The following is a 12,750-nucleotide window of genomic DNA, read 5'->3' as shown; positions in this document are numbered from 1 at the left end:
CGCAGATTGATCAGGTGTTGGCACCGGTGGGGTTTGAATGGGCGGGGCGAGCAATTGACCCCGCCGAGTCTTTAAAAGCAAAAGATACGCAGCTGCGGCGAACTCCTACACAGGGATTCGCGTTTCCATGTAGGAGCTGCCGCAGGCTGCGATCTTTTGATCTTGTTTCAAGCGTTCTCTTTGTACGCCTTCAACGCCTTGAGTCGCTCGCGTTTAAGCGCTTCGCCCAGTTCCGGGCCTTTGAATCCCTTCTCCAGCAGCGGCTGCACCGCCACCCCGCGTGCCACATCGGCCGCCCCACGCAGATAATCGGCCTGTGGATAACTGCGCTGTTCCAGCCCCTTGCGTCCGCGCGCATCCATCTCGCACGCGACGATGAACTCCTCGAAACGCTGCGGGCGACGATACACGTCAAAGCTCTGCAAAAGCTCCAGCAAGGTCGATGCCTTCAGCTCCAGGGCGCGGTGGCCGTGGGTGTGGTACTGGCCAACCAGCAACGCCAGTTCCTGACAGTCCTTTGGCGCCTTGAAGCGTTCGTTGACCGCTTTGATCAGCTTCAACCCCGTGTGTTCGTGGGCGATGTGCCGTGGCCAGGCTTCTTCAGGAGTCAGGCCTTTGCCAAGATCGTGGAGCAGACAGGCCCAGCGTACGGTTAGCGGTTGTTTGTGCAGCGCTGACTGTTCCAGCACGCTGAGTGTGTGGAGCCCGGTATCGATTTCCGGGTGATGCGCCTCCGGTTGCGGCACACCAAACAGCGCGTCAACTTCCGGCATCAGTACTTTCAGCGCGCCGCAGTCGCGAAGTACCTGAATGAATACCTGTGGCTGATCCTCCATAAGCGCACGGGAGATTTCTTTCCAGCTGCGCTCGGCGGTCAACGCTTCCAGCTCGCCGGATTCGCTGAGCTGACGCATCAGTTCCAGCGTTTCTGGGGCGACGGTGAAACCCAGTCCGGCATAACGCGCGGCAAATCGCGCAACGCGCAGTACCCGGAGCGGATCTTCGGCAAATGCGGGGGAAACGTGACGCAGGATGCGCGCTTCGAGATCGCGCTGGCCATGATAGGGATCGGTCAGATTCTGTTGATCATCCTCGGCCATTGCATTGATGGTCAGGTCGCGGCGGATCAGGTCCTCTTCAAGGGTGACTTCGGGGCTGGCGTGAAAGATGAAGCCGCCATAACCGCGACCGCTTTTGCGTTCGGTGCGGGCAAGAGCATATTCCTCGCCGGTTTGCGGGTGAAGGAATACCGGAAAATCCGCGCCAACCGGGCGATAACCCTTGGCGAGCATCTCCTCCGCCGTGGCGCCGACCACAACCCAATCAATATCGGTCACCGGTAACCCGAGCAAGCGATCGCGTACCGCACCGCCAACCTTGAAAATCTGCATAAAAAACCTCCGTTAGCCCGACAGGATAACCCTTGTGTCGGACTTTCGGAGGTCAGAACCGCATCTAGAGATGAATCACGGCCAGGTCGAGCCGACCGTAATCACCCTCGCTGTGTTCACTGCGTGGCGGCACGTGATGGGTTTTCATGATCTGGTCGCCCTGCAGGGTTTCCAGGTGAATGTCGAAGCCCCACAGCCGGTGCAGATGCTTGAGTACCTCATCGGTGGAGTCGCCCAGCGGTTTACGGTCGTGTTGCTGGTGACGCAAGGTCAGCGAGCGGTCGCCGCGTCGGTCGATGCTGTAGATCTGCACGTTCGGCTCACGGTTGCCGAGGTTGTACTGCGCCGCCAGGGTTTCACGGATGATCCGGTAACCGGTTTCGTCGTGGATCGCCGGCACCAGCAAATCGTCCTTCTGGTCGTCATCGAGGATGCTGAACAGCTTGAGGTCGCGGATGACCTTGGGTGACAAGTACTGCAGGATGAAGCTTTCGTCCTTGAAGCTGCTCATGGCGAACTTGATGGTCGAGAGCCAGTCGGAACCGGCAATGTCCGGGAACCAGCGCCGGTCTTCCTCGGTAGGGTTTTCGCACATGCGGCGGATGTCGCGATACATCGCAAAGCCCAGTGCGTAGGGGTTGATTCCGCTGTAATAAGGGCTGTCGAAACCTGGCTGGAACACCACGCTGGTGTGCGAGGTAAGGAATTCCATCATGAAGCCGTCGGTCACCAGGCCTTCGTCATACAGGTCGTTCATCAGCGTGTAGTGCCAGAACGTGGCCCAGCCTTCGTTCATCACCTGCGTCTGACGCTGTGGATAAAAATACTGGGCGATCTTGCGCACGATGCGCACGATTTCCCGCTGCCACGGCTCCAGCAACGGTGCGTGCTTCTCGATGAAATACAGGATGTTTTCCTGCGGTTCGGCCGGGAAGCGGGCGTTGTCCTTGTCGCTGTATTTGTCTGCGCCTTTGGGAATGGTGCGCCACAGATCGTTGATCTGCTTTTGCATGTGCTCTTCGCGGTCCTTCTGCCGCCGACGTTCCTCTTCAGCAGAAATCGGATACGGACGCTTGTAGCGGTCGACGCCGTAGTTCATCAGCGCATGGCAGGAATCGAGCAGATCTTCTACCGCATCGATACCGTGGCGCTCCTCGCACTGCATGATGTACTGCTTGGCGAACACCAGGTAATCGATGATCGAGCTGGCGTCGGTCCAGGTGCGGAACAGGTAGTTGCCCTTGAAGAAGCTGTTGTGGCCATAGCACGCGTGCGCCACCACCAGCGCCTGCATGCAGATGGTGTTTTCCTCCATCAGGTAGGCGATGCACGGGTCGGAGTTGATCACGATCTCGTAGGCCAGCCCCATCTGTCCGCGGCTGTAGGATTTCTCGGTGCTGAGGAAGTGTTTGCCGTAGGACCAGTGGTGATAGCCCAGTGGCATGCCAACCGAGGCATAGGCGTCCATCATCTGCTCGGCGGTGATCACTTCGATCTGGTTGGGGTAAGTATCCAGAGCATACCGGGCCGCAATCCGGGCGATCTCGCGGTCGTAGGCCTGAATCAGCTCGAATGTCCATTCGGAGCCGGTGGAAATGGGTTGGCGCTTCTGCTCTTTGGCGGTCATGTCACTAACCTGCGCTGGAAGAGTTCACGGAAGACCGGATAAATATCCCCGGCCGAGACCAGCTGCTGCTGGGCAAACGTGTCGGAAAAAGCTTCGGCGATGCGTTCGTATTCGTACCAGAGGGCCTGGTGTTCGCGTGGGGTGATCTCCACATAAGTGTAGTACTGCACAAACGGCATGATCTGGTTGATCAGGATGTCGCGGCAGATCGGTGAATCGTCGTTCCAGTTGTCACCGTCGGAAGCCTGCGCGGCGTAGATGTTCCATTCGTTGCTCGGATAACGCTCGGCCATGATCTCCTGCATCAGTTTCAAGGCGCTGGAGACGATGGTGCCGCCGGTTTCCCGCGAGTAGAAGAACTCTTCCTCGTCCACTTCCCGGGCGCTGGTGTGGTGGCGGATGAACACCACATCGATCTTGTCGTAGTTACGTTTGAGGAACAGATACAGCAGGATGAAAAAGCGTTTGGCGATGTCCTTGGTGGCCTGGGTCATCGAACCGGAAACGTCCATCAGGCAGAACATCACCGCTTTGGAGCTGGGGTTGGGCTGCTTGACCAGCAGGTTGTATTTGAGGTCGAACGTATCGAGAAACGGCACACGGTGGATGCGCGCACTGAGTTTCTCTATTTCGGCTTCGAGTTCCTGAATATCGCCGAAGTTGTCCGGCTCTTCGCGTTTTAATCGCGCCAGTTCCTCTTTGGCCTCGCGCAGCTTGGCGCGGCTGCTGCCGGACAGGGCAATGCGCCGGGCATGGGCCGAGCGCAGGGTGCGGATGATATTGATCCGCGACGGGTTGCCTTCGTTGCTGATCCCGGCGCGCACGGTCTTGAACGTGTCAGTCCCGCTGAGATTGCGTTTCACCAGATTCGGCAGTTCGAGGTCTTCGAACATGAATTCGAGGAATTCTTCCTGAGTGATCTGGAAAACGAATTCGTCCATGCCCTCGCCGGAATTGCCAGCCTTGCCGGGGCCGCGTCCGCCGCCACCTCCCGGTGGCCGGGCGATGTGTTCGCCGGCAGTGAATTCCTTGTTGCCGGGGTGAACCACGGTCTGCTTGCCGCCGCGACCGTGGTGAAGCACCGGTTCGTCAATGTCGCGACCGGGAATGCTGATCTGTTCACCGTGTTCCATGTCAGTGATGGAACGCCGGCTGACCGCCTCTTCGACAGCCTTCTTGATGTGATCACGGTAACGCCGCAGAAAGCGCTGGCGGTTCACCGTGCTCTTGTTCTTGCCATTGAGACGTCGGTCGATCACATAGCTCATGACTGCTCCTTAGAAGCTGTCCTGCAAAGGCGGGAGCGGTCATGCAGCATTGAGCCGAATGCCAGGGGACGTACACGCTCCCCCAAGCGCTCTGGATGCTGCCTGTACCTCGCTACCGACTTGCGCACACCTTCCAGAGGCCTGTGTAGCAGAAAATGCGGGCACAGGCCTCGGGCTGACGACAACCGGTCTTACCGGCCGCGGTTTACTGTGACTTTCTGACTCGCAGGTACCACTCGGACAGCAGTCTTACCTGTTTGTCGGTGTAGCCGCGTTCGACCATTCGAGTAACGAAGTCGTTGTGTTTCTGTTGATCCTCTTTGCTGGCCTTGGCATTGAAGCTGATGACTGGCAGCAGGTCTTCGGTGTTCGAGAACATTTTCTTCTCGATGACCACCCGCAGTTTTTCGTAGCTGAGCCAGGTCGGGTTCTTGCCGTTGTTGTTGGCTCGGGCGCGCAATACGAAGTTGACGATCTCGTTGCGGAAATCCTTCGGATTGCTGATGCCGGCCGGTTTCTCGATTTTCTCCAGTTCTTCGTTCAGGGCGACACGGTTGAGAATCTCGCCGGTTTCCGGATCGCGGTATTCCTGATCCTGAATCCAGAAGTCCGCATACAGCACGTAGCGGTCGAAGATGTTCTGCCCGTACTCGCTGTAAGACTCCAGGTAAGCGGTCTGGATCTCCTTGCCGATGAATTCGATATAACGCGGCGCCAGGTACTCCTTGAGGTAGCGCAGGTAGCGTTCACGGGTTTCAGCCTGGAACTGTTCCTGTTCGATCTGCTGTTCCAGCACGTACAGCAGGTGTACCGGGTTGGCGGCGATTTCATGCGGATCGAAGTTGAACACTTTGGACAGGATCTTGAAGGCAAAGCGGGTCGACAGACCGTTCATGCCTTCGTCGACGCCGGCCGAGTCGCGGTATTCCTGAATCGACTTGGCCTTCGGATCGGTGTCCTTGAGGTTTTCCCCGTCGTAGACGCGCATCTTCGAATAGATGTTGGAGTTTTCCGGCTCCTTGAGACGAGACAGTACAGTGAACTGCGCCAGCATCTTCAGGGTGTCCGGCGCGCAGTGAGCCTTGGCCAGGGAGCTGTTGAACAGCAATTTGTCGTAGATCTTCACTTCGTCACTGACCCGCAGGCAGTACGGCACTTTGACGATATAGATCCGGTCGATGAAGGCTTCGTTGTTCTTGTTGTTGCGGAAGGTGTGCCACTCCGATTCGTTGGAGTGGGCGAGCAGGATCCCGGTGAACGGAATCGCCCCAAGACCCTCGGTACTGTTGTAGTTGCCTTCCTGGGTGGCGGTCAGCAATGGGTGCAGCACCTTGATCGGTGCCTTGAACATTTCGACGAATTCCATCAGGCCCTGGTTGGCCCGGCACAGCGCGCCGGAGTAGCTGTAGGCGTCGGCGTCGTTCTGTGGGTATTCCTCGAGTTTGCGGATGTCGACCTTGCCCACCAGCGCGGAAATGTCCTGGTTGTTCTCGTCGCCCGGTTCGGTCTTGGCCACGGCGATCTGATTGAGGATCGACGGGTACAGCTTGACCACACGGAACTGGCTGATGTCGCCGCCAAATTCAGCCAGGCGTTTGGTCGCCCACGGCGACATGATGGTGTTCAGGTAGCGCCGCGGGATGCCGAAGTCTTCCTCGAGGATCGCGCCATCTTCGGTGGCGTTGAACAGACCCAGAGGTGATTCGAATACCGGCGAGCCCTTGATCGCATAGAAGGGCACTTTTTCCATCAACTGTTTCAGCTTCTCGGCCAGGGACGATTTACCGCCACCGACGGGGCCGAGCAGGTAGAGAATCTGTTTCTTCTCTTCCAGGCCTTGGGCGGCATGGCGGAAATACGAAACGATCTGGTCGATGCATTCTTCCATCCCGTGGAAGTCTTCAAAGGCCGGATAGCGACGAATCACCTTGTTGGAGAAGATCCGCGACAGCCGCGAGTTGGTCGACGTATCGAGCAACTCGGGTTCGCCAATAGCCATCAGTAGACGCTCGGCGGCGGAAACGTAAGCGCTGCGATCCTTTTTGCACAGCTCCAGGTACTCCTGCAGCGAGAGTTCTTCCTGGCGTGTGGACTCGAAGCGTTGTTGGAAGTGGCTAAAGATACTCATGACGTCACCTCGCTCGATACGTGGAGCCGACGCCGGATCACTCAGTCGATGCTGGCAAGCAGCCGTGGTGGCCGCTTGTTTACCCCCCAGAACACTTTCGCGGTCGACAACCTTGAAAGTCACTCCCGATGACCCCGTGCGCCGGTGTACCGGCTCTCCCCTGTTTTGGATGGCCTGGGCTTAAGGATAGTTGGGAATTCGAGAGGTAAAGGCGAGATACGTAATTAGTTGTGGCAGACCGTTCGTCTGTCGCGCGCAGGCCCACGTGAGCCGGGGCCTGCGCGTGAAAAAAAAATTATTCGGCGCCGCCTTGCGCGGTTTCCGCAGGATAAGTCGTACGCCACAGCTCGAAGCCGCCGTCCATGCTGTAGACGTCGGAGAAGCCCTGGCTGATCAGGTATGCCGCAGCGTTCTGGCTGGAGTTGCCGTGATAGCAGACCACCACCAACGGTGCGTCGAGATCGGCGTTACGGATGAATTCCGAGATCGAGTGGTTATCCAGATGGGTCGAGCCGGCGATGTGCAACGCGGCATAGGTTTGCGGGTCGCGGATGTCGACCACCACTGCGCCTTGTTCACGCAGGGCCTGGGCCTGTTCCGGGGGGATTCGTTTGAATTCGCTCATGGCGGGTTCCTGTAGCTCGGCAGAATGCGCAGTCTAACGCGGGACGCTGACTGGCGACGTTTCGGGGATAAGTGGCGCGACGGTCGGGGCAAGTCCGCCGTGCTCATCGCATTTGCACGACACGCGCTCGCCGCTGTCGACGTTCATCAGGGTCAGGCTGCCGCCCCAGACACAACCGGTGTCCAGTGCCGAGACGCCCGGCTCGCGGACATCGCCTTCCAGTGCGGCCCAGTGGCCGAAAATGATCCGCAGGCCACGGGTTTTGCGCTCCTTGTGCTGAAACCACGGTTTGTAGCCCGGTGGCGCGGTGTCGAGGCCTTCCTTGCTCTTGAGGTCGAGCTTGCCGTCGGCGGTGCAGAAGCGCATGCGGGTGAAATAGTTGGTGATCACGCGCAGGCGGGTCACGCCGGTGAGATCGCTGTCCCACTTCGCCGGCTCGTTGCCGTACATGCCATCGAGGTACAAGGGAAACAGGTTGTCGTCGCGCAGCGCGGCTTCGGCTTCGGCGGCGTACTTCAAGGCCTTGCGCAACGACCACTGCGGGGGTATGCCCGCGTGCACCATGGCGACTTCGCGTTGTTCGTCGTAGTGCATGAGTTTCTGCTGGCGCAGCCATTCGAGCAGGTCAGCCGCATCGGGGGGCTTCGAGAATCTCGCGCAGGGTGTCGGATTTCTTCAGGCGCTCGATGTTGTTGGCGGCGGCGAGCAGATGCAGATCGTGGTTGCCGAGTACGCAGACCAGTGAGTCGCGCATGCCATAGAGAAAGCGCAGAGTCTCCAGCGACTGAGGTCCGCGATTGACCAGATCACCGACCAGCCACAGCCGATCAAGCCTGGGGTCGAACGCGACTTGCTTGAGCAAGCACTTGAGCGGATCAAGGCAGCCTTGCAGGTCGCCGACGGCGTACGTCGTCATCAGTGCAGGGCTCCAGGCACGGCGAGGCGAAAAGGCTTGATGATCGCATCGAAATGCTTGCCATCGTCGGCGACCATTTCGTAAGAGCCCTGCATGGTGCCGACCTTGGTGGTCATCACTGTGCCGCTGCTGTAAGTGTGACTTTTGCCGACCTCGATCAGCGGTTGCTGGCCGACAACACCGGCGCCGCGAACCTCTTCGACATGCCCGTCACCGTCGGTGATCACCCAGTGCCGCGACATCAGGCGGGCGGGCTTTTCGCCATTGTTCTGTACGGTGATGGTGTAGGCGAAGGCGAAGCGGTCGTGCTCGGGTTGCGACTGGTCTGCCAGATAATGGGTAACGACGCTGACATCGACCTGGTAACGGGAATCGGACATGCAAAAGGGCCTTAACGAAGCGGAACGCGTGGCGTAGCTGATGAAGAGTCAGTCTAGGCAAGTATCGGGCAGTAAACCAGAGTGGCGTCCTGCCCGATAGCGTTCATCGCCGGTCAGTCGGCGGCGGGGGCGGCAGCAACCTGCTCGGCGAGCTTGTCGGCCAGGCGCACGAATGCGGCCAGGTCCAGTTGTTCGGGACGCAGGCTGCCATCGACGCCGGCGGCTTCGATCTCGGCGGCGGTCATCAATTGCTTGAGGGTGTTGCGCAGGGTCTTGCGACGCTGGTTGAAGGCTTCGCGAACGACGCGCTCCAGCAGGCGATGATCCTTGGCCGGGTGCGGCAGCACCGCGTGCGGCACCAGACGGACGATGGCCGAGTCGACCTTTGGCGGCGGGTTGAACGCGCCCGGGCCGACGTTGAACAGGTGTTCCACGCGGCAGTGGTACTGAACCATGATCGACAGACGCCCCCAGTCGCCGCCGCCCGGGCCGGCCGCCAGACGCTCGACCACTTCTTTCTGCAGCATGAAGTGCATGTCGCGAATGATTCCGGCGTTGTTCAGCAGATGGAAAATCAGCGGCGTGGAAATGTTGTAAGGCAGGTTGCCCACCACACGCAGGCTGTTCGGCGCGGCGTTGAGGGTGTTGAAGTCGAACTTCAGCGCATCGCCCTGATGCAGGTTGAAGTTGCTCTTGCCGGCGAACTGCTGGTTGAGGATCGGGATCAGGTCCTTGTCCAGTTCCACCACGTCGAGTTGCGCGCCGGAATTGAGGATGCCGGCGGTCAGTGCGCCCTGGCCCGGGCCGATTTCCAGCATGCGGTCGTCAGGCTTGGCGCTGATGGAGCGCAGGATGCGGTCGATGACGCCGGCATCGTGCAGGAAGTTCTGGCCAAAGCGTTTGCGCGCCTTGTGTTGGTATTGCTCGGTCATAAACGGGTCTCGGCCATCTGGTAGGCGGTTTCCAGGGCGACCTGCAGGCTGCCGGTGTCGATCTTGCCGCTGCCAGCCAGATCCAGGGCAGTGCCGTGGTCGACCGACGTGCGGATGATCGGCAAGCCGAGGGTCACGTTGACCGCCGCGCCGAAGCCTTTGTACTTCAGCACGGGCAGGCCCTGGTCGTGGTACATCGCCAGCACTGCGTCGCAGTGCTCCAGATATTTGGGGGTAAACAGAGTGTCGGCAGGCAGCGGGCCACGGAGGTCCATGCCCTCGCCGCGCAGGCGCTCCAATGTCGGTTCGATGATGTCGATTTCTTCATGGCCCAGGTGTCCGCCTTCGCCGGCGTGCGGGTTGAGTCCGCAGACCAGAATACGTGGCCGGGCGATGCCGAATTTGTCTTGCAGGTCGGCGTGCAGAATTCGCGTGACCCGCTCCAGCCGCTCCGGGGTGATTGCATCGGCAATCTCGCGCAGGGGCAGGTGAGTGGTCACCAGTGCCACGCGCAAGCCGCGAGTAGCGAGCATCATCACCACTTGGGCGGTGTGGGTCAGGTCGGCGAGGAATTCCGTATGTCCGGAGAACGGGATACCGGATTCGTTGATCACGCCCTTGTGTACCGGTGCGGTGATCATCCCGGCGAAGTCGCCGTTCAGGCAGCCGTTTCCGGCACGGGTCAGGGTGTCGAGGACGAAGGCGGCGTTAGCCTTGTTCAGTTGACCAGCGACCACGGGAGTGCTGAGTGGAGTGTCCCAGACATACAGGCTACCAGCGGGAGCTGGAACAGCCGGCCAGTTGTCAGGCGCAACCTCAAGCAAATTGACGGCCAGCCCCAACTGCGCGGCCCGCTCGGTGAGCAGGTCGCGGCTGGTGATGGCAATCAGGGGATGTGGCTGGGCTTGCGAGGCGAGCAGCAGGCACAGGTCGGGACCGATGCCGGCTGGTTCGCCGGGTGTCAGCGCGAAACGCTTGGGTTTCACTGCGCTGCCTGGTCTGCACCAGGGAGTTTGATTTCTACGTAGGCTTCTTCACGAATCTGACGCAGCCAGTTTTGCAGCTCTTCATCGTATTTTTTGTTACGCAGAACATTCATAGCCTGTTGCTCGCGTGCCGATTCGGTGCTGTCGGTGGCGCGGCGGCCAAGGACTTCCAGCACGTGCCAGCCGTACTGGGTCTGGAACGGCTTGGACAGCTGACCTTGTGGGGTCTTGGCCATCACTTCGCGGAATTCCGGTACCAGTGCGTTCGGATCGATCCAGTTCAGGTCGCCGCCGTTGAGCGCCGAACCCGGGTCTTCGGAGTAGTTCTTCGCCAGCTCAGCGAAGTCTTCACCGGCCAGGATGCGCTCGTACAGCGATTGCACCAGGGCTTTGGTCTTGGCTTCGTCGCGGATCGGGCTTGGCTTGACCAGGATGTGGCGCACATGCACCTCATCACGCATCTGGGTTTCGCCACCCCGTTTGGCCAGCAGCTTGAGAATGATGAAACCACTCGGCGTGCGCGCAGGCTGAGTGATGTCGCCCACCGCCATGCTGCTCAACTCGCGGTCGAACGGCGGTGGCAGTTGCGCGGCTTTACGCCAGCCCATGTCGCCGCCTTCCAGCGCGTTGTCGCTGCCGGATTTGGCCACGGCCAGTTGACCGAAGTCGGCGCCTTGCTTGAGTTGCTGGTAAACGTCCATCGCCTGACGGTAAGCGCTCTGAATCGCTTCAGAACTGGCGCTTTCCGGCGTCGGGATCAGGATGTTGGCCAGGTGCAGTTCTTCGGACAGTTGCATCTTGCCCAGGTCGGAAGCGAGGAAGTTCTTCACTTCCTGCTCGGAGACCTGAATGCGTTCTGCCACGCGGCGCTGACGCACACGGCTGATGATCATCTCGCGCTTGATCTGGTCACGGGCGTCGTCATAGGACAAACCGTCGTGAGCCAGGGCGGCGCGGAATTGATCCACGGTCATGTTGTTGCGCTGGGCGATGGTGCCGACTGCCTGGTTCAGCTCTTCGTCGGTAATGCGGATCCCGGAACGCTCGCCGATCTGCAGTTGCAGGTTTTCGACGATCAGGCGCTCGAGCACCTGCTGATCCAGCACGCCCGGCGGCGGCATGCCGCCGCCACGCTTGGCGATGGTCTGCTGAACTTCATGGACACGCTGGTCCAGCTGGCTCTGCATGACCACGTCGTTATCAACGATCGCAACCACTTTATCGATGGACTGTACTGCGGCGTTGGCCGCAGTACCCAGGAACAGCGCGCCCAGCAACAGCGGGCGCAGAGAATCAGAAAGCTTGGTCTTCACGTTGACGATAACCTTGGATGCCTTTGTCGAGGAAGCTCTCTACCTTGGCGCCAGTCAGGCCGCCGAGTCCCTTCAGAACAATTTGGAGGAAGACGCCGTGGTCGCCTTTTTCGTTTTGTGGAGCTTCCTGACTGAATTCGTCGTAGGAAACCCAGTAACGGTTGATCAGGCGCAGTTTCCAGCAGCAGTTGTCGTACTCGAAACCACCAAAGGCTTCCAGCGTACGGTTGCGGTTGTAGTCGTACTGCCAGCGGCTGATCGCGCTCCACTGCGGAACGATCGGCCAGATGACCGAGAAGTCATGCTGCTGGATCTTGTAGTAGTCCTTCACGTAGCCAGGCTGGCCCGGGGTGCCGTAGTCGCCGCCGCCCACAGCCCACTTGCCGGTGTTCTGGTCGTAACGGATCTGGTCGTTGCGATAGCGATAACCGACGTTGACCACCTTGTTCGGGTTGTCTTCAGGCTGGTAATGGAACATCGCGCTGCCGGAACGCGGGCTGCGGCTGTCCGGATCCCAGTTGTAGTCGGCCGTGGTGCGCCAATCGCGGTTCCAGCGGTATTCGTATTCCAGCGCGTATGGCGATACGTCGGACTGGGCGTCTTTGCGATCGTTGAACGCGATGCCTGGCAGTTGAACTTCGCGATCCTTGAAGTAGTACGCCTGACCGACGCTGATGCGCTGACGCTCGAAACCGTTGTCTTCGATCCAGCGGCTGGTCACGCCCAACGACAGCTTGTTCTCGTCGCCGACACGGTCGGAGCCAGAGAAGCGGTTGTCACGGAACAGTGACGCGTAGTTGAAGGTGTATTCACTGGTGTCGAATACCGGAATGTCTTCCTGATCAACCTTGGGTACATACAGGTAGAACAGACGCGGTTCCAGAGTCTGGCGATAGTTCTTGCCGAAGTACGACGTGTTGCGGTCGAAGTACAGGCCGCTGTCGACGCTGGCGATCGGTACGCCGCGGTTCTGGTTGCTGTCGAACTTGCCATTGAGCTTCTGCTGCTCAGGAGTCATCGCATCGATCTGCGATTTGCCGGTGCCGTCGAGATCCAGCTGGTATTGGGTGTACTGGTACTTGAGCGATGGCTTCAGGAAGCCATAGGTCCAGTTCATCGGCAGGCTGACACCAGGCTTCAGGTTCAGACGGTCGCCGTTGGCGCGGGCCAGGCCAGTAACGTTA

At 59.5% G+C, this 12,750-nt stretch carries 10 protein-coding genes and 1 pseudogene; all 11 read right to left on the bottom strand.

What is annotated here, in order from left to right; translation table 11 throughout:
- Window positions 1-167: 167 nt before the first annotated feature.
- Window positions 168-1,391: a multifunctional CCA addition/repair protein gene (locus tag HT737_RS12630; protein ID WP_182402714.1), complete on the bottom strand. Its 1,224-nt coding sequence runs from the start codon at window positions 1,389-1,391 to the stop codon at window positions 168-170.
- 64 nt (window positions 1,392-1,455) lie between these two features.
- Entirely contained in the window at window positions 1,456-3,018 is a 1,563-nt protein-coding gene (locus HT737_RS12625; RefSeq protein WP_047296987.1) for a SpoVR family protein, read from the bottom strand.
- Window positions 3,015-4,286 carry a YeaH/YhbH family protein gene (locus HT737_RS12620; protein WP_041070055.1) on the bottom strand — a complete coding sequence of 424 codons (1,272 nt, stop codon included), beginning with the start codon at window positions 4,284-4,286 and terminating at the stop codon, window positions 3,015-3,017. Before HT737_RS12620 ends, HT737_RS12625 begins: the two co-directional genes overlap by 4 nt.
- Before the next feature lie 205 nt (window positions 4,287-4,491).
- Complete coding sequence (locus HT737_RS12615; RefSeq protein WP_003228848.1) at window positions 4,492-6,414, bottom strand: PrkA family serine protein kinase; 1,923 nt, start codon at window positions 6,412-6,414, stop codon at window positions 4,492-4,494.
- A gap of 295 nt (window positions 6,415-6,709) precedes the next feature.
- Entirely contained in the window at window positions 6,710-7,039 is a 330-nt protein-coding gene (gene glpE / locus HT737_RS12610) for a thiosulfate sulfurtransferase GlpE (RefSeq protein WP_041070058.1), read from the bottom strand.
- A 33-nt stretch (window positions 7,040-7,072) separates the two neighbouring features.
- A pseudogene (locus HT737_RS12605) lies at window positions 7,073-7,955 on the bottom strand (symmetrical bis(5'-nucleosyl)-tetraphosphatase).
- Window positions 7,955-8,335 carry a Co2+/Mg2+ efflux protein ApaG gene (gene apaG / locus HT737_RS12600; protein WP_047296984.1) on the bottom strand — a complete coding sequence of 127 codons (381 nt, stop codon included), beginning with the start codon at window positions 8,333-8,335 and terminating at the stop codon, window positions 7,955-7,957. Before apaG ends, HT737_RS12605 begins: the two are co-directional and overlap by 1 nt.
- A gap of 113 nt (window positions 8,336-8,448) precedes the next feature.
- Window positions 8,449-9,267 (bottom strand): 16S rRNA (adenine(1518)-N(6)/adenine(1519)-N(6))-dimethyltransferase RsmA, encoded by an 819-nt coding sequence (rsmA, locus tag HT737_RS12595; protein ID WP_121187483.1) that lies wholly within the window; start codon window positions 9,265-9,267, stop codon window positions 8,449-8,451.
- Complete coding sequence (gene pdxA, locus HT737_RS12590) at window positions 9,264-10,253, bottom strand: 4-hydroxythreonine-4-phosphate dehydrogenase PdxA (RefSeq protein ID WP_047296980.1); 990 nt, start codon at window positions 10,251-10,253, stop codon at window positions 9,264-9,266. The genes rsmA and pdxA overlap by 4 nt, the downstream gene beginning before the upstream one ends.
- Window positions 10,250-11,566, bottom strand: a complete 1,317-nt coding sequence (gene surA / locus HT737_RS12585) for a peptidylprolyl isomerase SurA (protein ID WP_182402712.1) — start codon at window positions 11,564-11,566, stop codon at window positions 10,250-10,252. Before surA ends, pdxA begins: the two co-directional genes overlap by 4 nt.
- Window positions 11,547-12,750: LPS-assembly protein LptD (locus HT737_RS12580; RefSeq protein ID WP_182402710.1), on the bottom strand; the 1,204-nt coding region annotated here is incomplete at its 5' end. The genes surA and HT737_RS12580, both read right to left, overlap by 20 nt.

This window comes from Pseudomonas sp. MD195_PC81_125 (assembly GCF_014060985.1).
Taxonomy (GTDB): Bacteria; Pseudomonadota; Gammaproteobacteria; order Pseudomonadales; family Pseudomonadaceae; genus Aquipseudomonas; species Aquipseudomonas parakoreensis.
Note: the sequence above shows the minus strand (reverse complement) of the source record. Positions and strands in the feature narration are given on the sequence as shown.